The sequence below is a fragment of the Streptomyces sp. GL_141 genome (assembly GCF_057834385.1).
Window position 1 is genome coordinate 7,909,415 of record NZ_CM174402.1, and the last position, 21,541, is coordinate 7,930,955.

20 protein-coding genes are annotated in these 21,541 nt (G+C 73.8%); 14 read left to right on the forward strand and 6 right to left on the reverse strand.

Annotated features, from left to right (window positions below; genetic code table 11):
- Positions 1 to 107 precede the first annotated feature (107 nt).
- Positions 108 to 1,019 (reverse strand): alpha/beta hydrolase fold domain-containing protein, encoded by a 912-nt coding sequence (locus AC3IX6_RS35275; RefSeq protein ID WP_489367337.1) that lies wholly within the window; start codon positions 1,017 to 1,019, stop codon positions 108 to 110.
- A gap of 205 nt (positions 1,020 to 1,224) precedes the next feature.
- Here AC3IX6_RS35275 and tdh point away from each other — a divergent pair, with 205 nt between their 5' ends.
- From tdh to AC3IX6_RS35290, 3 genes are all read left to right on the forward strand, one after another.
- Positions 1,225 to 2,256 (forward strand): L-threonine 3-dehydrogenase, encoded by a 1,032-nt coding sequence (gene tdh, locus AC3IX6_RS35280; RefSeq protein WP_489367338.1) that lies wholly within the window; start codon positions 1,225 to 1,227, stop codon positions 2,254 to 2,256.
- A 134-nt stretch (positions 2,257 to 2,390) separates the two neighbouring features.
- The gene (locus AC3IX6_RS35285; RefSeq protein ID WP_489367339.1) at positions 2,391 to 3,608 is read left to right on the forward strand and encodes a glycine C-acetyltransferase; all 1,218 of its coding nucleotides are present in this window, start codon (positions 2,391 to 2,393) and stop codon (positions 3,606 to 3,608) included.
- A 242-nt stretch (positions 3,609 to 3,850) separates the two neighbouring features.
- Positions 3,851 to 4,765 (forward strand): LysR family transcriptional regulator, encoded by a 915-nt coding sequence (locus AC3IX6_RS35290; protein ID WP_388495544.1) that lies wholly within the window; start codon positions 3,851 to 3,853, stop codon positions 4,763 to 4,765.
- A 27-nt stretch (positions 4,766 to 4,792) separates the two neighbouring features.
- Here the strand turns inward: AC3IX6_RS35290 and AC3IX6_RS35295 are convergent, their stop codons facing one another.
- Together AC3IX6_RS35295 and AC3IX6_RS35300 are read right to left on the reverse strand one after the other, a co-directional pair.
- The gene (locus tag AC3IX6_RS35295) at positions 4,793 to 5,599 is read right to left on the reverse strand and encodes an MBL fold metallo-hydrolase (RefSeq protein ID WP_489367340.1); all 807 of its coding nucleotides are present in this window, start codon (positions 5,597 to 5,599) and stop codon (positions 4,793 to 4,795) included.
- A gap of 101 nt (positions 5,600 to 5,700) precedes the next feature.
- Entirely contained in the window at positions 5,701 to 6,480 is a 780-nt protein-coding gene (locus AC3IX6_RS35300; RefSeq protein WP_489371657.1) for a DeoR/GlpR family DNA-binding transcription regulator, read from the reverse strand.
- Positions 6,481 to 6,663: 183 nt separating this feature from the next.
- Between AC3IX6_RS35300 and AC3IX6_RS35305 the strand changes: the two genes are divergently transcribed.
- From AC3IX6_RS35305 to AC3IX6_RS35330, 6 genes are all read left to right on the forward strand, one after another.
- Positions 6,664 to 7,566: an SIS domain-containing protein gene (locus AC3IX6_RS35305; protein WP_489367341.1), complete on the forward strand. Its 903-nt coding sequence runs from the start codon at positions 6,664 to 6,666 to the stop codon at positions 7,564 to 7,566.
- Positions 7,563 to 8,399 carry a class II fructose-bisphosphate aldolase gene (locus AC3IX6_RS35310; RefSeq protein WP_489367342.1) on the forward strand — a complete coding sequence of 279 codons (837 nt, stop codon included), beginning with the start codon at positions 7,563 to 7,565 and terminating at the stop codon, positions 8,397 to 8,399. Before AC3IX6_RS35305 ends, AC3IX6_RS35310 begins: the two co-directional genes overlap by 4 nt.
- 25 nt (positions 8,400 to 8,424) lie before the next feature.
- Complete coding sequence (locus tag AC3IX6_RS35315) at positions 8,425 to 8,946, forward strand: hypothetical protein (RefSeq protein WP_489367343.1); 522 nt, start codon at positions 8,425 to 8,427, stop codon at positions 8,944 to 8,946.
- Between the two features lie 140 nt (positions 8,947 to 9,086).
- Entirely contained in the window at positions 9,087 to 10,295 is a 1,209-nt protein-coding gene (locus tag AC3IX6_RS35320) for an LLM class flavin-dependent oxidoreductase (protein WP_489367344.1), read from the forward strand.
- On the forward strand, positions 10,292 to 11,353 hold the full coding sequence (locus AC3IX6_RS35325; RefSeq protein ID WP_489367345.1) for a zinc-binding dehydrogenase: 1,062 nt from the start codon (positions 10,292 to 10,294) through the stop codon (positions 11,351 to 11,353). The genes AC3IX6_RS35320 and AC3IX6_RS35325 overlap by 4 nt, the downstream gene beginning before the upstream one ends.
- A 129-nt stretch (positions 11,354 to 11,482) precedes the next feature.
- Positions 11,483 to 12,673: an acyl-CoA dehydrogenase family protein gene (locus AC3IX6_RS35330; protein ID WP_489367346.1), complete on the forward strand. Its 1,191-nt coding sequence runs from the start codon at positions 11,483 to 11,485 to the stop codon at positions 12,671 to 12,673.
- A 28-nt stretch (positions 12,674 to 12,701) separates the two neighbouring features.
- Here the strand turns inward: AC3IX6_RS35330 and AC3IX6_RS35335 are convergent, their stop codons facing one another.
- Positions 12,702 to 13,553 (reverse strand): LysR family transcriptional regulator, encoded by an 852-nt coding sequence (locus AC3IX6_RS35335; protein WP_489367347.1) that lies wholly within the window; start codon positions 13,551 to 13,553, stop codon positions 12,702 to 12,704.
- A gap of 82 nt (positions 13,554 to 13,635) precedes the next feature.
- On the opposite strand from AC3IX6_RS35335, the gene AC3IX6_RS35340 reads away from it, so the two are divergent.
- Together AC3IX6_RS35340 and AC3IX6_RS35345 are read left to right on the forward strand one after the other, a co-directional pair.
- Positions 13,636 to 13,998, forward strand: coding sequence for a DoxX family protein (locus AC3IX6_RS35340; protein ID WP_489367348.1), 363 nt, complete (start codon positions 13,636 to 13,638; stop codon positions 13,996 to 13,998).
- A gap of 179 nt (positions 13,999 to 14,177) precedes the next feature.
- A complete protein-coding gene (locus AC3IX6_RS35345; protein ID WP_489367349.1) occupies positions 14,178 to 15,404 on the forward strand; it encodes a cytochrome P450 in 1,227 nt (408 codons plus the stop codon).
- Positions 15,405 to 15,465: 61 nt separating this feature from the next.
- Here AC3IX6_RS35345 and AC3IX6_RS35350 read toward each other — a convergent pair whose 3' ends face one another.
- Positions 15,466 to 16,233: an SDR family NAD(P)-dependent oxidoreductase gene (locus AC3IX6_RS35350; protein ID WP_489367350.1), complete on the reverse strand. Its 768-nt coding sequence runs from the start codon at positions 16,231 to 16,233 to the stop codon at positions 15,466 to 15,468.
- Between the two features lie 133 nt (positions 16,234 to 16,366).
- Here AC3IX6_RS35350 and AC3IX6_RS35355 point away from each other — a divergent pair, with 133 nt between their 5' ends.
- The 3 genes from AC3IX6_RS35355 to AC3IX6_RS35365 are packed head-to-tail and all read left to right on the forward strand — an operon-like array spanning position 16,367 to position 21,036.
- The gene (locus AC3IX6_RS35355; protein ID WP_489367351.1) at positions 16,367 to 17,275 is read left to right on the forward strand and encodes an oxygenase MpaB family protein; all 909 of its coding nucleotides are present in this window, start codon (positions 16,367 to 16,369) and stop codon (positions 17,273 to 17,275) included.
- Between the two features lie 27 nt (positions 17,276 to 17,302).
- Complete coding sequence (locus AC3IX6_RS35360) at positions 17,303 to 19,441, forward strand: serine/threonine-protein kinase (protein WP_489367352.1); 2,139 nt, start codon at positions 17,303 to 17,305, stop codon at positions 19,439 to 19,441.
- Positions 19,438 to 21,036 (forward strand): phytoene desaturase family protein, encoded by a 1,599-nt coding sequence (locus AC3IX6_RS35365; protein WP_489367353.1) that lies wholly within the window; start codon positions 19,438 to 19,440, stop codon positions 21,034 to 21,036. Before AC3IX6_RS35360 ends, AC3IX6_RS35365 begins: the two co-directional genes overlap by 4 nt.
- A 17-nt stretch (positions 21,037 to 21,053) precedes the next feature.
- Here the strand turns inward: AC3IX6_RS35365 and AC3IX6_RS35370 are convergent, their stop codons facing one another.
- Positions 21,054 to 21,497 (reverse strand): nitroreductase family deazaflavin-dependent oxidoreductase, encoded by a 444-nt coding sequence (locus AC3IX6_RS35370; RefSeq protein ID WP_489367354.1) that lies wholly within the window; start codon positions 21,495 to 21,497, stop codon positions 21,054 to 21,056.
- Between the last annotated feature and the right edge of the window lie 44 nt (positions 21,498 to 21,541).

Below are 21,541 nucleotides of genomic sequence, written 5' to 3' on the forward strand. Positions count from 1 at the left end.
CCCACGGGTCGGGGCCGGTCCCTTTTTTCGGGCCCCGAGGGTCATCGGGACGGTCATCGGACGGGGACGGGGTGAGGGGGCCCGTGGCCCGCCCGGTGCGCCGCGGCTCAGGACTCGGCCGCCGCCGCGCGGACCAGCTCCACGATCCGGTCGCGGGCCGCCCTGCCCTCCGGGAGCGGCAGCAGCGGGTAGACGTGCGGCATCCCCGGCTCCTCGATGAACTCCACCTCGGCTCCGGCCGCCCGTGCCCGGTTCAGCAGTTCGCGGCTGTCGGTCGTCAGGACGTCCCGGGTGCCCGTGAACACCGTCAGCGGGGCCAGCCCCGCGAACGACCCGTGCAGCGGGCTCACCCGGGGATCGTCGGCCGCCAGGTTGCCGGCGTACAGCCGCCCGGCCTCCCGCAGGCCGGGCCGGGCCAGCATCGGGTCGCCCGCCTCGATGGCCGCCTGGCCGGGGTGGCTCATGGACACGTCCAGCCAGGGCGAGATCAGCACGATCCGCGAAGGCTGCGCCCCGTTGCGGTCGCGCAGCCGCTGGGCGGCGGCCAGCGCCAGCCCGGCGCCCGCCGAATCCCCGAGCAGCACCGTGCCACCGGCGCCCCCACTGGCGATCAGGCCGCTGAGCAGGTCGGCGGCGACCGGGACGGTCCGGTCCGCCGTTCCGCGCGGGGCCAGGATGTACGCCGGTACGACGACCCGGGCCTGCGCCTGCGTGACCAGGGTGCGGATCAGCGACCAGTGCGCCCGGACCAGTTCGTTGATGTACCCGCCGCCGTGCACGTACAGCACCCGGGCGGCCGGTTCCACGCCGAGCGGCGAGACCTCGTACACCGGCCAGGCCCCGACGAACGTCCGCGAGACCTCCGCCACCCGGCCGAGCGAACGCGGGGGCAGGTGCGACGCGGGGCGCCGCATCGATTCCGCCACCCGGGTACGGACCGCCTCGGCGCTCCCGAACCGTCTTCGCCGTCCCGCCGCGATCAGCGCGACCGAAAGCGCCCTGCTGCGCAGACTCGGCACGCCCCTCACCTCCCCATTCCCGGCCCGGACCACTCCCCGGCCCCTGCCCGTCACCTGAGGAGCATAGGCGTGAAGCTGGGCTGTGGACCCGCTTAAGAAATCCTCGATGGACTGATCACCCGCAGGTCGGCAGATTGGTGCCGTCCGAACGCTGCCCGGCCCGCACGCCCCGTAGCGCTTCCTTCCGCATGCCTGGAGCCACCCCATGAAGGCACTCGTCAAGCACAAGGCCGAGCCCGGGCTGTGGCTGATGGACGTCCCCGAGCCCGAGTACGGCCCCGGCGAGGTGCTGATCAAGGTGCTGCGGACCGGCATCTGCGGGACCGACCTGCACATCCGTTCCTGGGACGGCTGGGCGCAGGGCGCCGTCAAGACCCCCCTCGTGCTCGGCCACGAGTTCGTCGGCGAGGTGGCCGCGCTCGGCGCGGGCGTCACCGGCATCGAGGTCGGTGCGCTGGTCAGCGGCGAGGGCCACCTGGTGTGCGGGACGTGCCGCAACTGCCTGGCCGGGCGCCGCCACCTGTGCCGCAGCACGGTCGGGCTCGGAGTGGGACGCGACGGCGCCTTCGCCGAGTACGTGGTGCTGCCCGCGCAGAACGTGTGGGTGCACCGGACCAAGGTGGACCTCGACGTCGCGGCGATCTTCGACCCGTTCGGCAACGCCGTGCACACCGCGCTCTCCTTCCCGCTGGTCGGCGAGGACGTGCTGATCACCGGCGCGGGCCCGATCGGGATCATGGCGGCGGCCGTGGCCCGGCACGCGGGAGCGCGCAACGTGGTCATCACCGACGTCAGCCCGGAGCGTCTGGAGATCGCCCGCAAGGCCGGCGCCACCCTCGCGCTCGACGTCTCGAAGGCGACCATCGCCGACGCGCAGGCCCAGCTCGGCCTGCGCGAGGGCTTCGACATCGGCCTGGAGATGTCCGGCCGCGGCGAGGCCATGCGCGACATGATCGACAACATGACGCACGGCGGCCGGATCGCCATGCTCGGCCTGCCGGCGCAGGAGTTCGCCGTCGACTGGGCCAAGGTCGTGACCTCGATGATCACGATCAAGGGCATCTACGGCCGTGAGATGTTCGAGACCTGGTACGCGATGACCGTGCTGCTGGAGGGCGGGCTCGACCTCAGCCCCGTCATCACCGGCCGGTACGCCTACGGGGACTTCGAGGCCGCGTTCGACGAGGCCGCGACCGCCCGCAGCGGCAAGATCATCCTGGACTGGACCCAGGCGTAGCGATCCGGGCGCTGCCGCCCGCCGCGTCCAGCCCCACAGACCATTTCCCTCCGCCGGGCCCCGCATCACCCTCCCCCCTCCGCGGGGCCCGGCCCCCCTCCTTCCGCCGCACCAGGAGAAAGAGAGCACCGCACATGTTCGAGACCGTCCGCGCGGACCTCCGTACGACCCTCGACGAGATCCGCGCCGCGGGTCTGCACAAGCCCGAGCGCGTCATCGGCACCCCGCAGAACGCCGCCGTCGCCGTGACCTCGGGCGGCGCCTCCGGCGAGGTCCTCAACTTCTGCGCCAACAACTACCTCGGTCTCGCGGACCACCCCGAGGTGGTCACCGCGGCGAAGGAGGCCCTGGACCGCTGGGGCTACGGCATGGCCTCCGTGCGCTTCATCTGCGGTACGCAGGAGGTGCACAAGGAGCTGGAGGCGCGGCTCTCCGCCTTCCTCGGCCAGGAGGACACGATCCTCTACTCCTCCTGCTTCGACGCCAACGGCGGAGTCTTCGAGACCATCCTCGGCCCCGAGGACGCGGTGATCTCCGACGCCCTGAACCACGCCTCGATCATCGACGGCATCCGCCTCTCCAAGGCACGCCGCTTCCGCTACGCCAACCGCGACATGGCGGAGCTGGAGACCCGGCTCAAGGAGGCCACCGAGGGCGGCGCCCGCCGCAAGCTGATCGTCACCGACGGCGTGTTCTCGATGGACGGTTACGTCGCCCCGCTCGCCGAGATCTGCGACCTCGCGGAGCGCTACGACGCCATGGTCATGGTCGACGACTCGCACGCCGTCGGCTTCGTCGGCCCCGGCGGCCGCGGCACCCCCGAACTGCACGGGGTCATGGACCGCGTGGACATCATCACCGGCACCCTCGGCAAGGCGCTGGGCGGGGCCTCCGGCGGCTACGTCGCGGCCCGCGCCGAGATCGTCGAGCTGCTGCGCCAGCGCTCGCGCCCGTACCTCTTCTCCAACTCCCTCGCCCCGGTCATCGCGGCGGCCTCCCTCAAGGTCCTCGACCTGCTGGAGTCGGCCGACGACCTGCGCGAGCGGCTCGCCGCCAACACCGCGCTCTTCCGTACGAAGATGACCGAGGCCGGCTTCGAGATCCTGCCCGGCGACCACGCGATCGCCCCGGTGATGATCGGCGACGCGGCGGAGGCGGCCAGGATGGCGGAACTCCTGCTGGAGCGCGGGGTCTACGTGATCGGCTTCTCCTACCCGGTGGTCCCGATGGGCGCGGCGCGGATCCGCGTCCAGCTCTCGGCCGCGCACTCGACGGCCGACGTGGAACGCGCGATCGCGGCGTTCATCGACGCGCGGGCGGCCCTGGCGTCCCTGGCGGGCGCCGAGAACTGAGCCCGGGCCGGCCCCGGTGCGCGGGGTGCGGCGCCGGGGGCCGGCTCCCGGACCCCTGCTCCTCAAACGCCGGAGGGGCTGGATCTTCCCGGGCCCTCCGGCGTTCACGTGCGGGTTGACGCCGGCCAAATCCAGCCTCGCCGGCGTTTGAGGAGCAGGGGTCCGGGGCGGAGCCCCAGGGGGGTCGGGCCCCGCCCGTTCGGTCGGCCCGGCCGACCCCCACGGGCTGCGAGAATGGCAGCGTGATCGACCCACGGAGGCTGCGCATCCTGCGGGCCGTCGCGGACCACCGTACGGTGACCGCCGCGGCCGCAGCGCTGTACCTCACCCCCTCCGCCGTGTCCCAGCAGCTCGCGGCGCTGGAGCAGGAGACCGGGCACGCCCTGCTGACCCGCAGCGGCCGGGGCGTCCGGCTCACCGCGGCCGGGCAGATCCTGCTCGGGCACGCCCACGAGGTGCTCGCCCAGCTGGAGCGGGCCGAAGCGGAACTCGCCGCCTACGCGGGCGGCTCGGCGGGCGAGGTCACCGTGGCCGCCTTCGCCACCGGCATCGCCGAAGTGCTGGCCCCCGCGATCACCCGGCTCGCCGCGGACCACCCCGGGATCCGGCTGCGCGTACGCGACGCGGAGGGTGACCAGAGCCTGTTGCTCCTGCTCGACGGGGAGGCGGACCTGGCGCTGGCCGTCGAGTACCGGGGAGCCCCGGGCGCCGACGACGGCCGACTGTCCGTGCTTCCGCTCTACGCCGAGCCCTTCGACGCGGTCCTCCCGGCGGGGCACCCGCTCGGGGACCTGCCCGAGGTGTCCCTGGCCGATCTCTCCGATGCGGACTGGGTGGGCCAGTACCCCGGCAACCCCTGTCACGACGTGATGCTCCTCGCCTGTGAACTGGCGGGCTTCCAGCCCCGGTTGGTGCACTCCTCCGATGACTTCCGGGCCGTGGTGGCCCTGGTCGGCGCCGGCGCCGGAGTGGCCCTCGTGCCGCGCTCGGCGCTGCGCGGCATGGACCTCAAGGAGGTCCAGGTCCGTCCGGTGTCCGGTCCGGCGCCCACCCGGCGCGTCTTCGCCGCCACCCGGCGCGGCGCCGAGGCGCACCCGCTGATCGCCCCGGTCCTGGCGGCCCTGACCCGTGAGGCGGACCGGCTCCCGGAACACTGACACGCCCTGGGAGGTCCCGGTCCCGGCCTAACCGAAGGCCTGCTCGACGGCCCGCCCGGAGCCCTGGCCGACCGTGAAGACGGCGTCGGGCGCGGCGTGGTCCACGGGTCCGGAGTAGCGGGCGCCGGCGCGGGACACGGCCTCGGCCGGATCCAGGTCCCGGCCGAGGTGGGTGAGGACCAGCCGCCCGGCGCGGGCCGCGCGGGCGGTGTCGCCGGCCTCCTCGGGGGTGTGGTGCACCGGTACGCCGCCGACCGGGTGCGCGGAGCTGTCGGCCTCGCAGAGCAGGAGCGTGCAGTCCTCGGCGAACCGGGTCAGGGCCGGACAGGGCGCCGTGTCCCCGGAGTACACGAGGGACCGCCCTCCCGACTCGGCGCGCAGCGCGAAGGCGGGCATGCCGTGGGACACCGCCCGGCTGGTGAGGCCGAGCGCTCCGGCCCGCGCGCGGTGGCCGTCGTACAGCTCGTGGACCTCGAAGGCGGCCTCGACCGGGCTGCGGTCCGGGCCGTTGGTGAGGAAACCCGCCAGCCGTTCGGCGATGCCGGGCGGCCCGTAGAGGGGGAGCGGCGCGGGCCGTCGTACGTCGGCGTACAGCAGGCCGTAGTACGCGGTCAGCAGGTCGGCCGTGTGGTCGGCGTGCAGGTGCGAGATCCATATGGCATCCAACTCGCCCAGCCCGACGTGCCGTTGCAACGGCCCGAGCGTTCCGCTGCCCGCGTCGACCCAGACCCGGGCGCCGCCGCCTTCGAGCAGGTAGCCGGAGCAGGGATTGTCGGCGCGCGGGTAGGGCGTCGCGCTGCCCAGGACGGTGAGCCGGAGAAGATCGTCTGCCATCCGGGGAGTCTAGGATGCCGACCCGCGACCGACCCGCGACGGCCCTGCGGCGTCCCCGCGACCGCCCCGGGCCGGGCCGGCTGCCCCCGGGCGCCGTGCGGTCAGGCGCGGATGATCTCCACGCCCGCCGCCTCGAAGGCCTCGGCCACCGAGGGGGACAGGCCGGTGTCCGTCACCAGGACATCCACGGCGTCGGTGGCGACGATGCGGGCGAAGGCGCGGACGCCGAGCTTGCTGGAGTCGGCGGCGATCACCACGCGGCGGGCGCGTTCGCAGAGCAGCCGGTTCATGGCCGCCTCGTCCTCGTGGCGGGTGGCGGCCCCGTCGGCCGGGTCGAAGGCGTCCACGCCGACGACGGCGGTGTCCACGGTGAGCTGCCCGAGCACCTCCATGGCGAGCGGGCCGGTGAGCTCGTAGGACTGGGGCCGGGCCACGCCGCCGGTGAGCACGATCTTGAACTGCGGTCTGATGACCAGCTCGCCCGCGATGTTCAGCGCGTTGGTGACCACGGTGAGCGCGGGGGAGCCGGTGGCGAGGTCGGGGCGGGCGGCCAGCGCGCGCGCCACCTCGGTGGTCGTGGTGCCGCCGGTCAGGCCGATCACCTCGCCGGGGACGATCAGCGCCGCGACGGTTTCGCTGATGCGGCTCTTCTCGGCGGCCCGGCGCGAGGTGCGGTAGCGCAGCGGGAGTTCGTACGAGACCCCGTGCAGGACCGCTCCGCCGCGCGTGCGGACCAGCAGCTGCTGCTCGGCGAGCTGATCGAGGTCGCGCCGGATGGTGGCGGCGGACACGCCGAGGGCCTCGGCGGCGGGTTCCACTTCCAGCTCGCCCCGCTCCACCAGCAGGTCCAGCAGTGTCTGCCAGCGTTCCTTGCGGGTCATCGGCCGCCCTTCCGGTCGTGTCTTCGACATGCGCGTCGCCGTTCGTTTCGGCGCTCCCACTTGGCCTACACGTCGAGATTAACGCAGGAGATCATCCCTCAGATGCTTGAAGTTGCGCGAAAGGGCCCAGTATCTTGCAAGAACACGCATTCACGAGGGCACGCACCGCGCTAGGGAGCCGCCATGAGCCATGTCGCGTACGAGTTGGGCACGCAGCCCGCATGCTGGGAGCGGGCCGCCGAACTGGCCCCGGAACACCGGGCGGCGCTGCCACGGCCGGGGGAGCGTACCGCGATCGTCGGATGCGGGACCTCCTACTACATGGCCCAAGCCGCCGCCGTGTTGCGCGAGGAGGCGGGACAGGGCGAGACCGACGCCTTCCCCGCCTCGGAGTTCCCCCGCCACCGGCGCTACGACCGGGTCATCGCGCTGACCCGGTCCGGGACCACCACCGAGGTCCTCGACCTGCTGGCCGGGCTGCGGGACGCGGGCGTGCCCACCACCGCCGTCATCGGGGACCCGGCCACCCCCGTCATCACCCTCGCCGACGAGCTCGTCGTCCTGGACTTCGCCGACGAGCAGTCCGTCGTCCAGACCCGCTTCGCCACCACCGCCCTCACCCTGCTGCGCGCCCACGTCGGCCTGCACAGCCCGTCCGTCGTCGCCGACGCGCGCGCCGCACTCGCCGACCCGCTCCCCGCGGAGCTGGAGACCCGGGGGCAGTTCACCTTCCTCGGGCGCGGCTGGAGCGTCGGACTCGCCAACGAGGCCGCCCTGAAGATGCGCGAAGCCTCCCTGGCCTGGGCCGAGTCCTACCCGGCCATGGAGTACCGGCACGGCCCCATCAGCGTCTCGGCGCCCGGCACCGCCACCTGGTCGCTCGGCGACGCCCCCGAAGGGCTCGCCGAACAGGTCCGGGGCACCGGAGCCCAGTGGGTGGCCGGGCACCTCGACCCGCTCGCCGAGCTGGTCCGCGTCCACCGCCTGGCCATCGCCGTCGCCGCCCACCAGGGGCTGGACCCGGACGCGCCGCGCAATCTGACCCGGTCCGTCATCCTCACCACGGGCGAGGAGGCCGTCCGATGAGCCTCGTCCCCGCCGGCGGGCTCGTCCTGGACGCCGCCGCCCAGGGCCGCGCCGTCGCCGCCTTCAACATCATCACGCTGGAGCACGCCGAAGCGGTCGTCGCGGGCGCCGAAGCGGCCGGACTCCCCGTGGTGCTCCAGCTCAGCGAGAACGCCGTCAAGTTCCGGGGCGGGGCGCTGCTGCCGATCAGCCGCGCGGCCGTGGCCGTCGCCGAGGCCGCCGGGGTCCCGGTCGGGCTGCACCTGGACCACGTCAAGAGCTCCGAACTGCTGCGGCAGGCCGTGGACGCCGGTTTCAGCTCGGTCATGTACGACGCCGCGCACCTCTCCTACGCCGAGAACCTGGAGGCCACCCGCTCCGCCGCCGACTGGGCGCACGTCAACGGGCTCTGGATCGAAGCCGAACTGGGCGAGGTCGGCGGGAAGAACGGGGCCGCGCCGCTGGACCCGCACGCACCCGGCGCCCGTACCGACCCCGACGAGGCGCGGCGGTTCGTCGCCGACTCCGGAGTGGACGCGCTGGCCGTCGCCATCGGCAGCAGCCACGCCATGACCAGCCGGACCGCGGCCCTGGACCACGTGCTGCTCGGCCGCCTCGCCAAGACGGTCGACGTACCGCTGGTCCTGCACGGCTCCTCCGGTCTGCCGGACGCGGAACTCGCCGCGGCGGTCGCCGGAGGCATCCGCAAGGTCAACATCGGCACCGCGCTGAACGTGGCGATGACCGAGGCCATCCGCACCCATCTCACCCCCGCGGATCCCCGCCCGTATTTGGCCGCTGCACGGGAGGCCATGACGGCGACGGCCGCCGCTATGATCAGCGCCCTGAACTGACCGGAACGCGTATCGGGGGGACTGGATGGACGCACAGCGGGGCCTCAGCAGCAGACGGCGGCTTCTTCTGGGACTGGGGGCCCCGCTGCTGCTCGGCGCGGCGGGTCTCGGCTACTCGATGTGGCCCGAAGGAGAAGAGGCGGAGAAGGTCCGCACCGATGTGGCGCCGCTCAACCGGCGTTTCTGGACCGCGCTGGGCGACGTGTCCGAGGCACACTGGCTGGGGTACGGCATAGGCGAGTCCGGCAGCGACCGGACGGTCCCGAGCCCGGACTCCCGGATGCGCCTGGTGGGCGTCGCCCATCTCAAGCAGGGCACGGCGAACCGCATCATGCGCGATCCCGCCCACCACTTCGAGGTCGGCTCCCTGGCCGGGATGCCCGCCCCGCTGAAACCGTACGTTCCCTCCAGCGCGGCCTGGAAGCAGAGCCAGACCTACGACAAGGTCGCCCTGGAGGAAGGCCTGGACGTGGTCCCTTCGGGCACCTTCCGCTTCGACGGCATCCGCGACCTCGTGTACTTCGACTACGTGTTCCTCTACAGCTGAGCGGCCACAGCTGAGCGGCGGCCCGCGGGATTCCTCCCACTCAGTGGGAGGACGGCCGCGGCGGCATTGAAGCCGCGCCCCGGGCGGTGTTTCGTCGGATGCCGAGCAGAGCAGGCGCCGCCGAGGGAAGGCCACCGCACATGCCGCAGCAGCAGCCCCAGCACATGCCACCGCACATGCCGCAGCCGTATCTCCCGCACCGCTTCGGGGTGTTCCTCGCCCCCTACCACCGGCCCGACGGCGACCCGGCGCTCCAGCTGCGCCGGGACCTCGACCTCGCCGCCGACCTGGACCGGCTCGGCTACGAGGAACTGTGGGCCGGCGAACACCACTCCGCGGGATACGAGATCATCGCCTCGCCCGAGCTGTTCCTCGCCGCGGCCGCCGAACGCACCGGCCGGATCATGCTCGGGACCGGGGTCAACTCCCTTCCCTACCACCAGCCGTTGATCCTCGCCGACCGGATCTGCCAGCTCGACCAGCAGTCCCGGGGCCGGGCCATGCTCGGGGTCGGGCCCGGCCAGCTGCCCTCGGACGCCTTCATGATGGGCGTCGACCCGCTCCGCTCCCGCGCGATGACGGCCGACGCCCTCGACGCGATCGTGCGGCTGCTGCGCGGGGAGACGGTCACGGCCGCCACCGACTGGTTCGCCCTGGAGGAGGCCCGGCTCCAGCTCGGGCCCTACCGGGGCCGGGATCTGGAGGTCGCGGTCGCCTCCGCCGTATCGCCGACCGGGGCGGTGCTCGCGGGACGCCACGGGGTCGGGATGCTCTCGCTCGCCGCGGCCGACCCCGCCGGATACGCGGCGCTCGACGCCAACTGGGCCGCCCACGAGCGGGCCTGCGGCGAAGCCGGCCGCGCCGCCGACCGCACCGCCTGGCGGCTGGTCACCCCGGTGCACCTGGCCGAGACCCGCGAACAGGCCCTGCGCGAAGCCGAGTACGGCACGCCCGGCATCGTGGACTACATCGAGAAGCTGAGCGGTACCCGCCTGGGCGGCTGTGCCACCCCGGCCGGCGCCGTCGAGCGGTGGACCACCGAAGGGCTGCCCACCTTCGGCAGGGCGGTCATCGGCACCCCCGAGGACGCCGTGCTGCGGATCGAGCAACTCGCGGACAAGACAGGCGGGTTCGGGACCTTCCTCATCCTGCGGCTGGACCTCGCGGAGCCCGCCGCCGCCCTGCGCAGCCTGGAGCTCTTCGCCGAGCGGGTCGTCCCCCGGCTCACCGGCCACACCGAGGCGCGCCGCGCCAGCCTGGAGTGGGCCGGGCGCAACAGCGAACGGTTCATCGGGACGACGCGCCGGGCCACGATGGAAGCCATCGCCCGCAAGGGAGAGGTCCGTTGAGGGCTGCGGTGCTCGAAGACGGCCTGTTCCGGGTACGGGAGCACCCGGATCCGGTGCCCGGCCCCGGGCAGGCGCTCGTGGAGACCGTCGCCTGCGGGATCTGCGGCTCCGACCTGAGCGCCGTCGCGCACACCGAGGAGTTCCTCCGGGCCTCCCGGGACAGCGGAACCACCAGCTTCCTCTTCGACCCGGGCCGGCCGCTGGTGATGGGCCACGAGTTCTCCGGCCGGGTCCTGTCCTACGGGCCCGGCGCGACCGGCCCCGAACCGGGCACCGGCGTCGTCGGCCTGCCCTGGGCGGTCGACCCGGGCGGGGTCGTGCGCACCGTGGGCTACAGCAATGCCTTCCCCGGCGGATTCGGCGAGCGGATCGTCGTACAGGCGCAGGCGCTGCTGCCCGTACCGCCGTCCCTGGACCTCGGGCTCGCCGCCCTCACCGAGCCGCTGGCCGTGGGCTTCGGCAACATCGCCCGGAGCGCGGCGGGGAAGGACACCCCGGCCGTGGTCGTCGGCTGCGGCCCGGTCGGCCTCGGGGCCGTCGCCGCGCTGCTGGAGCGGGGCGCCGGACCGGTGGTGGCCTCCGACCCGTCGGCGCTGCGGCGGGCCGCCGCAGCCCGGCTCGGCGCGCACGCGGTGGTGGACCCGGCCGAACAGGACCCCGTACGGCTCTGCGCGGAACGGGCGGGAGCCCGCCCGCGCCCCACCGTGGTCGTGAACTGCGTGGGCGTGCCCGGCATGCTGAACCAGCTCCTGCACACCGTGCCGCGCGGCACCGAGATCCTGCAGATCGGCGGGGTGATGACCGAGGACGTGATCCGGCCGGTGGTCGGCATCTACAAGGACGTCACGATCCGCATGTGCCTGACCTATCCGCCCGAGGAGTTCGGTGCCACCCTCGCCCGCCTCGCCGACGGCCGCATCGACCCCGCGTCCCTGGTCACGGGAGAAGCGGGCTTCGGCGGGCTGGACGCGGCCTTCGCCTCGCTGCGGCGGCCCGAGGAGCACATCAAGGTCCTGATCCGGCCCGGGCACGGCGGAATCGGGGTGACGGCCCGCTGAGCATCCGCCGATCGGGTCCACTGCCCGGCCGCTGACCCTTCCGGATTCTTGGAACAGGTTCTAGTCTGCCCCCGCAGCGGCGGCGGCGGACGGCCGCGCGACCTGAACCACGAGAGACCCGGAGGGGCCGTGCACCTCGAATACACGCCTGAGCAGCAGCGGTTGCGCGCCGAGCTGCGCGCCTACTTCGCCGAACTGATCCCGGACGACGTCTACGCGCGGTACGAGGACCCGGCCGCACAGAAGCGCTTCTACCGGGAGACCATCCGCCGGCTCGGCAGCGACGGCTGGCTCGGGGTCGGCTGGCCCAAGGAGTACGGCGGGCGCGGGATGTCGCCCATGGACCAGTTCATCTTCTTCGACGAGGCCGCGCAGGCCGTCGTACCGCTGCCGCTGATGGCGCTCAACACCGTCGGGCCGACCATCATGCAGTTCGGCACCGACGAGCAGAAGGCCTACTTCCTGCCCAAGATCCTCGCCGGGGAGATCGACTTCGCCATCGGCTACAGCGAGCCCGACGCCGGCACCGACCTCGCCGCCCTCAAGTGCAAGGCGGTCCGCGAGGGCGACGAGGAGACCGGCACCTACGTGGTCGACGGGCAGAAGATCTGGACCACCAACGGCGACACCGCCGACTGGGTCTGGCTCGCCGTCCGCACCGACCCGGACGCCCCCGCCCACAAGGGCATCACCATGCTCCTCGTACCGACCTCCGACCCCGGCTATTCCTGCACCCTCATCAACACCCTGGCCTCGCACGACACCACGGCCAGCTACTACGAGAACATCCGCGTCCCCGCGAGCCGCCGCGTCGGCCAGGAGAACAAGGGCTGGCGCCTGATCACCAACCAGCTCAACCACGAGCGCGTCACCCTCGCCGCCCACGGCACCATGGCCATCCGCGCCCTGCACGACGTCCAGCGCTGGGCCGCCGAGACCAAGCTCGCCGACGGCCGCCGGGTCATCGACCTCTCCTGGGTCCGCGGCCGCCTCGCCCGCACCCACGCCCGCCTCGACGCGATGAAGCTGCTCAACTGGCAGATGGTCAACGCCGTCCAGGACGGCAACCTCACCCCGCAGGACGCCTCCGCCGTCAAGGTCTACGGCTCCGAGGCGCGCAGGGACGCGTACGCCTGGCTGATGGAGGTGGTCGGCGCGGCCGGCTCCCTCAAGGACGGCTCCGCGGGCGCGGTCCTGCACGGCGAACTGGAGCGCGGCTACCGCAGCGCGGTCATCTTCACCTTCGGCGGCGGCAACAACGAGATCCAGCGCGAGATCATCTCGTGGATCGGCCTGGGCATGCCGAGGGTCCGCCGCTGAGGCGGCCCGTGCGGGAGGGCGCGGCAGGTCAGTCGCGGTAGGCGGTGGTCGCGATCCGGACGAACGAGCGGATCAGCGGATTCGTGTCGCCCTCGTTCCACGCGACCACCACCCGGCTCGGCGGCATGTCGGTCAGCGGTACCACGGTGAGGCCCCGTCCGGGCCGGTGGGCCAGGAGGGTCATGCCGACCGTGCCGTTCCACAGGACCGCCTGCCGGCATTCCTGGACGGCGCGCACCACCGGACCCTCGCGGGGCCGACCGCCGTTCCAGTACGTCTGCCAGACGGGATCGGTTCCCTCCGGGAACAGGAACCAGCGGCGGTCCGCCAGGTCGGCCAGCGTCAGGCTGCCGCCGCGGGCCAGGGGATCGTCGGCGCGCAGCAGTGCCCCCACCGGGTCGGCGCGCAACGCGTGCACGGACAGGCCGGTCTCGTCGAACGGCGCGCGGGTCAGGGCCACGTCCACCCGTCCGGCGTGCAGCCCGCAGGTGGGATCGGTCAGGTCGGTCTCGCGGACCCGCACCTCGACACCCGGATGGTGCCGGCGGTACTCGTCGGCCAGCCGCGCCGCGGCCGGATCCGTACTGTCACCCAGGACGCCGATGGTCAGGGTCGTGGCACCGGCCGCCGCGGCCACGCGCACGCGCACCCGGTCGGCCCGGTCGAGCAGGGCGCGGGCCTCGTAGAGCAGCACCGCCCCCACGGGGGTGAGCGCGACGCCGGCGGAGGACCGGTCGAACAGCGCTGCGCCGAACTCGGTCTCCAGCTGCTTGATCGCCCGGCTCAGCGGCGGCTGGCTCATGTGCAGCCGGCCGGCGGCCCGGCCGAAGTGGAGTTCCTCGGCGACCGCCACGAAATAGCGCAGCGTGCGTAGTTCCATGGCACCCGACGATACCCATGAGGTATCGAGGTCGCCGAGCGGGTCTTGGACAGCGGGGCGTCCCCGGTGGTGGACTCGACGCATGAAGAACGCGTACTGGATCGTCGCCGGCCTGCTCGCCCTGCTCTACCTGTACGGGGGCGTACTGAAGGTGGTCCGGAGCCGTGAGCAGCTCCGGCCGATGATGGGCTGGGTGGACAGCACCCCGATGCCGGCCGTCCGGGCCATCGGCGTGATCGAGGTGCTCGGGGCGATCGGGCTGATCCTGCCGCCGCTGACCGGCATCGCGCCCTGGCTGGCCATGGCCGCGGCGATCGGGTTCGTCGTCCTGCAGATCGGCGCGACCGTGGTTCACCTGCGCCGGGGAGACCGGCAGATCACCCTCAACGCCGTGCTCTTCGTCGCGGCGGCCGTGACCGCCTGGCTGGCGACGGCCTGGCTGTGACGGCGGGGCGCGTTCAGACCCCCGGGTTCCGGGGCCCCGGCGGCCTGGTGCCGGCGGACGGCGTGCGGTTTGCTGGAAGGCGTACGCACAGAGAGTTGTGGCAGCACGACCGGTCTCCGCACCGACGGGGGCCGTGGCACCTCAGGACAGCCGCCGGGCCGAGCTGATGGGGGAACACCATGACCGCCGCGCACGAGATCCCGGACATCCTCTCGCAGGAGTTCGCGCAGAACCCCTATCCGGTCTACCGGGCCCTGCGCGAGGAGGCGCCGCTCTACTGGCACGAGGGGACGCGGAGTTGGCTCCTCTCGCGCTACGAGGACGTCTCGCGGGCCTTCAGGGACAAGGAAGCCCTGTTCACCACGGACAACTACGCGTGGCAGGCCGAGCCCGTGCACGGCAAGACCCTGCTCCAGATGAGCGGCCGCGAACACGCGGCCCGCCGGGCCCTGGTCGCCCCGGCCTTCCGCGGCAACGCGCTCCGGGACACGGTCGTTCCGATCATCGAGCGCAACGCCCGCGAGCTGATCGCCGCCTTCCGCGACTCCGGGTCCGTCGACCTGGTCAGCGGATTCGCCTCGCACTTCCCCATCTCGGTCATCGCCGACATGTTCGGACTGGACCGCTCCGGCCAGGAGGCCCTCAGCGGCTGGTACCGGGCCTTCGTGGCGTTCATCGCCAACCTCGGCGGGGACCCGGAACAGGCGGCCGAAGGCGCCCGGGCCCAGGCCGAGTTCGCCGCGTACATGCTGCCGGTCATCAGGAACCGGCGGGAACACCTCGGAGACGACCTGCTGTCCGCGCTCTGCACCGCCGAGGTCGACGGCGTGAGCATGAGCGACGAGGACATCAAGGCGTTCTGCAGCCTCCTCCTCACGGCGGGCGCCGAAACCACGGACAAGGCCATCGGCGGCATCTTCGCGAACCTCCTGGCCCACCCCGACCAGCTCGACGCCGTACGGCGCGACCGCGGACTCGTCGACCGCGCCTTCGCGGAGACCCTGCGCTACACCCCCCCGGTCCAGATGATCATGCGGCAGACCGCCGTCGACGTGACCATGAGCGGCGGCACCATCCCGGCCGGATCCACCGTCACCTGCCTGATCGGCGCGGCCAACCGGGACCCCGGCCGCTACAAGGACCCGGACAGCTTCGACCTCCACCGCGACGACCTGACGGCGACCACCGCCTTCTCCGCGGCCGCGGACCACCTGGCGTTCGCGCTCGGACGGCACTTCTGCGTCGGCGCGCTGCTGGCCAAGGCCGAGGTCGAGATCGCGGTCGGCCAGCTCCTCGACGCGATGCCGGACCTGCGCCCGGCCCCGGGGTACGACCCGGCCGCCGAGGGCGTCTTCACCCGCGGGCCGAAGTCCCTGCGGGTGGAGTTCACACCGGCCGCCGGCTGACGCGCCGCCGCTTCCGCTCCGGCACCCGCTCCCGCCCCCGCTCCGGCACCCCGCGGGCGGCCTAGACCTGGCCGGCTCCACCGTCCACGAAGAGTTCGATCCCGGTGATGAAGCTGCTCTCCCGGGAGGCGAGGAACAGGGCCGCCGCGGCCACCTCCTCGGGGCGTCCGGCCCGGCCGAGCGGGACTCCGGCGGTCGCCCGCTCGCGTACGTGCGCCGGGGCGCCGGCCAGGGCCGGGGTGTCGATCGGGCCCGGGCTGAGGGTGTTGACCCGGATCGCGCGCCCCGCGAGCTCCAGGGCCAGGCTGCGCGCGAGGGACCGTACGGCCGCCTTCGTGGCGGCGTACACCCCGTACCGCGGGGACGCCGAGGAACCGGCGGCCGAGCCCAGCAGGATGACCGAGGCACCGTCGCGCAGCAGCGGCAGGGCCCGTTGGACGGTGAAGAAGGCGCCCCGGAAGTTGAGGTCCGAGGTGGCGTCGAACTGCTCCTCGGTGACATCGGCGAAGGCGCCGGGCGGGCCGCCGCCCGCGTTCACGACCAGGACGTCGATCGCCCCGCAGTCCGCGGCGGCGACCGCCGCGCAGAGCCGGTCCAGGTCCGCGACGCGGGAGGCGTCACCGCGGACGGCCACCGCGCCCGGGCCCAGCTCGCGGACCGCCGCGGCCAGTTCCTCCGGCCGCCTGCCCGTGACGAAGACCCGGGCGCCCTCCTCCACGAAGCGCCGGGCCGTCGCCAGGCCGATGCCGGACGAACCGCCCGTGACGACGGCGACCTGTCCTTCGAGCTGTCCCGTGCGTTCCGTACGTTCCCTGCGTCCCGTCCGCATGACCGTGCCTCCGCGTCCCGAGGGGAGGCGGGTGCGGTCCGCCGGCGGGACAGCCTAGTGGCGCCTTCGTGCGTGCGTGCGGCCCTTCGGTGGAATGCTGGAAGGGCCCACAGCGACGGGGGAGGACCCGGACATGGACCAGAGCGCAGGCCCCGATCCGGGCCTCTACGGACCCGGCTCCGTGACCTGGCAGTGCCACGGCGACCCGGTCATGTGGATCGCCGGGGTCCGCGCGCTCTACCTCCAGGCCCTGCACCCGCGCGCGGTCCGCGGCGTCATGGAGAACAGCTCCGCCTTCAGCGGGGAGCACGGCGGGGGCGACGCCTGGGGACGCCTGCTGCGCACCGCCGACTTCGTCGGCACCGTCACCTACGGCACCACCGGGGCCGCCGAGCGGGCCGGCGCCCGCGTCCGCAAGATCCACACCATGCTGTCGGCGACCGATCCGGCCACCGGCGCACGGTTCCGCGTGGACGAGCCCGAGCTGCTGCTCTGGATCCACTGCGGCCAGATCGACAGCTTCCTGCACGTCCTGCGCCGCTCCGGGGTGCCGCTCACCCCCGCGCAGGCGGACCGCTACGTGGCCGAGAACCGCGTCAACGCCCGGCTCGTCGGACTCGACCCGTCCGGGGTACCGGGGGACACCGCGGCCCTCGCCGCCTACTTCGAGCGGATCCGCCCCGAGCTCGCCGCCGGACCCGACGCCCGCGCGGTCGACGCCTTCCTGTGCGCCCCGCCCATCCACCCCCTCCTCGTCCCTGGCCGAAACCTGGTGTGGCGCCCGCTCGCCGCCCTCGCCTACGGGTCCCTCCCGGGCTGGGCGCACCAGCTGTACGGCCGCCCCGCACCGGCCCCGCGCAGCGTCACCCGCCGCCTGCGTCTCACCGGTAGCCTGCTGCGCAGCATTCCCGCAGGTCTGCGCTGGCAGCTGCCTCCAGGTCACATCTTGAAAGCGATGCGCCGCATGGGCCCCGGGAGCCGCCCCGCGCCGTACACACTGCGTACATCAGCGGCCATACTGGACCGGCCGGGGAGGGCGTAGCACGACACACGGGGGCGACTTCAAGACATGGCGGAGTCCAGACTGATCCACGGCCGGTACCGGTCGCTCGATCTGATCGGCCGCGGAGGCATGGGCGAGGTGTGGCGGGCCCGCGACGAGTCGCTGGGCCGGCAGGTCGCCGTCAAATGCCTCAAGCCCCTCGGACCCGAGCAGGACACCCACTTCACCCAGGTGCTGCGCGAGCGGTTCCGCCGCGAGGCGCGCGTCGCCGCCTCCCTCCAGCACCGCGGCGTCACCGTCGTCCACGACTTCGGCGACGACAGCGCGGCCGGCGGTCCCCTCTACCTCGTCATGGAGCTCCTCGAAGGCCGCAACCTCAGCCAGCTCCTGGAGGACAACGACGCGCGCCCGCTCCCCGTGGACGTGGTCGTCGACATCGCCGAGCAGATGGCGGCCGCCCTCGGCTACACCCACGACCAGGGCGTCGTCCACCGGGACCTGAAGCCCGCCAACATCATGCGGCTCACCGACGGCACGGTGAAGATCTGCGACTTCGGCATCGCCCGGCTGGCCGCCGACATCGGCTTCACCGCCAAGCTCACCGGCGGCGGCATGGCCATGGGCACCCCGCACTACATGTCGCCCGAGCAGATCGCGGGTGGCGAGGTGGACCACCGCAGCGACCTCTACTCCCTCGGCTGCGTCCTGTACGAGATCGCCACCGGAGCCCCGCCCTTCGACCTCGGCGACTCCTGGTCCGTGCTGGTCGGCCACCGCGACACCGCGCCCGTGCCGCCGCGCGAGCACCGCCCCGAACTGCCCGTCTCCTTCGAGCGGCTCGTGCTCGACCTGCTCGCCAAATGCCCGGAGGACCGGCCGGGCGACGCCCGCCACCTGCACCGCCAGCTCGTCGAGGCCCGGCTCGGCCCCGGCGCGGCGACCGGAGCGCACCCGCCGCTGCCCGCGTGGGCCGACGGGATGACCGCCGGACGCCGGGCCGGCATCGAGGCCCGCCCCGCGAGCGGGGAGTGGGCCGTCCTCACCGGCTCCTGGACCGCCGCCCGCCCGAGCGGGGAGCACCGGGCGACGGCCGGGGCGGCCCCTGCCGCCGGTGCCGCCGCCGCGACGGCTACCGGCGCCCCGGCCCCGGCCGCGCCGACCGTCGTGCGCCCGCGCCCGGCCGAAGACCCCCGGCTGACCGCCGCCTACGGGTTCCCGCACGGCCCCGGCCCCGCCCCCACCGGCCCGGCCGCGCTCGACGCCGGCCACACGCGGGCCTTCGCCCTCAGCCGGGCCGGCCGCACCGAGGAGGCCCTAGCCGGGTACGCGGCCGTCGCCGAAGGACGCGCCCGGGTGCTCGGCGCCGACCACCCGGACACCCTGGCCGCCCGGCAGGAGGCGGCGTACGAGACGGGCCTGCTCGGCCGCCACCAGGAGGCGTACGAGGGCTACCGCGCGGTGCTCGCCGCCCGCGAGCGGACCGTGGGCCGGATCCACCCCGACACCCTGCGCTGCCGGCACAACCTGGCCTGCGCGCTGGGCGCCCTCGGCCGCTTCTCCGAAGCCCACGCCGCCGCCGCCGAGGTGGCCGCCGACCGGGCGGCCGTCCTGGGCGCGGAGCACGCGGACACCCTGCTGACCCGGTACGAGGTGGCGTACGCGCTGGGCCGCCTCGAACGCTGGGAGGAGGCCCTGGAGGCCTTCCGGCACATCGCGGCCGTACGGGAGCGGGTGCTCGGCCGCGACCACCCCGACACCCTGGCCGCGCGCTACGAGGCCGGGATCGCCCTGGGCCGGACCGGACGCTCGGCCCAGGCCCTGGAGCTGTTCCGCGACCTGGTCCGCGACCGCACCCGCGCCTACGGGGCCGCCGACCCGGAGACGCTGCGCGCCCGGCACGTCCTCGGGGTGAACCTCGGGCGCCTGGAGCGCTGGGAGGAAGCGGTGGCCGAAGCCCGGGAAGTGGGCGAGGCACGGGCCGGCACCCTCGGCCCCGAACACCCCGACACCCTGGTCAGCCGCCGCGAACTCGCCGTCGGCCTCGGCCGGCTGGGCCGCTGGGACCAGGCGCTGCCCGTCTACCGGGACCTCTCCGGCATCCGCGAACGGTCGCTGGGCGACGGCCATCCGGACACGGTCGCGGCCCACGCCGACGAAGCGCACTGTCTGGAGCGGCTCGGCCAGGTGTGTTACCAAGAGCCATGACGACCTCGCGGGGCTTCGGGCACGACGTGTACGACGCGGTGATCGTGGGCGGGGGCCACAACGGCCTCGTCGCCGCCGCCTACCTGGCCAGGGCCGGCCGCTCGGTCCTGGTCCTGGAGCGGCTCGGCCGCACCGGCGGGGCCGCCGTGTCCACCCGGCCGTTCCCGGGCGTCGACGCCCGCCTCTCCCGCTACTCCTACCTGGTCTCGCTGCTCCCGGCGAAGATCGTGCGCGAGCTGGGGCTGGACTTCGCGGTGCGCAGGCGCACCGTCTCCTCGTACACCCCCGTCGAGCGCGCCGGACGCCCCGGCGGACTGCTGGTCGGCGGCGGCGAGGCGCGCACCCGGGAGTCCTTCGCGCGGCTGACCGGCTCGGAGCGCGAGTACGAGAGCTGGCGCGCCTTCTACGGGACCACCGGGCGGGCCGCCGAACGCCTCTTCCCCACGCTCACCGAACCGCTGCCCACGCGCGCGGAGCTGCGGGCGCGGCTCGACGACGAGGCGGCCTGGCGGATGCTGTTCGAGGAACCGATCGGACGGGCCGTCGAGCGGGAGTTCACCGACGACCTGGTGCGCGGGGTGGTCCTCACCGACGCCCTGATCGGCACCTTCGCCGACGCCCACGACCCGGGCCTGGCCCAGAACCGCTGCTTCCTCTACCACGTCATCGGCGGCGGCACCGGCGACTGGGACGTACCGGTCGGCGGCATGGGCGCGCTCACGGACGCGCTGGCGGCCTCCGCGCTGGCGGCCGGCGCGGAGATCGCCACCGGGCACGAGGCGCTGCGCATCGACACGGACGGTACGACCGCCCCGGCCGAGGTGACCTTCCGCACGGCGACCGGCGAGGGCCGGGTCGCCGGCCGGGTGGTGCTCGTCAACGCCTCGCCCCGGGCGCTGGCCGAACTCCTGGGGGAGGAACCGGCGCAGCCGGCCCCCGAGGGGGCCCAGCTCAAGGTCAACATGCTGCTGCGCCGCCTGCCCCGGCTGCGGGACACCTCCGTGGACCCGCGCGAGGCCTTCGGCGGCACCTTCCACATCGCGGAGGGGTACGAACAGCTCGCCCGGGCCCACGCGGAGGCCGCCGCCGGCGAACTGCCCTCCGTACCGCCCTCGGAGATCTACTGCCACTCGCTGACGGATCCGACGATCCTGGGGCCCGAGCTGGCGGAGCAGGGCTACCAGACCCTGACCCTCTTCGGACTGCACACCCCGGCGCGGCTGTTCGAAAAGGACAACCAGGGGGCGCGGGAGGTGCTGCTCGCCGCCACCCTCGCCCAGCTCGACGCCCACCTGGCCGAACCGCTCACCGACTGCCTGGCCTTCGACGCCGACGGCCGCCCGTGCATCGAGGCCAAGACCCCGCTCGACCTGGAGCGCGAACTGCGCCTGCCCGGCGGGCACATCTTCCACCGGGACCTGTCCTGGCCGTACTCGGACTCGGACTCCGGCTCCGGCTCCGGTGCGGGCGGCGGCCGCTGGGGCGTGGAGACCGCCCACCGCAACGTACTGCTGTGCGGCGCGGGGGCGGTCCGCGGCGGCGGCGTCAGCGGCGTCCCCGGCCACAACGCGGCGATGGCGGTCCTGGGGCACTGACGCGCCCCGGCGCCCCGTCAGCCGACGGGGTCGATCACGACGATCGGGATCTCCCGGCTGGTCTTGGTCTGGTACTCGTCGTACGAGGGCCAGTGCTTCACCATCAGCGGCCAGAACCCGGCACGCTCCTCGGAGGTCGCGGTCCGCGCGATGCCCTGGACGATCCTCGGGCCGACCTGCACCCGGACCTCGGGGTGCTCGGTGAGGTTCCGGTACCAGAGCGGGTCCGCGGGGTCTCCGCCCTTGGAGGCGACGATGAGGTAACGGCCGTCGTCCTCGCCGTAGATGAGCGGGGTCCGCACGGGCTTGCCGGACTTGCGGCCGATGGTGGTGAGCAGCAGGGTCTGGGTGTTGTTCCAGTACTGCCCCTCGGTCCCGCCCGAACCGGCGTACAGCTTGACGTGATCCAGGGTCCAGCCCGGCTTGGGGTCGATCGGGTTGTCCCAGTCGATGTCGGTCATATGGACTCGCCTGCCTTCGTGTTGAACGGTCAACGAACCACAAC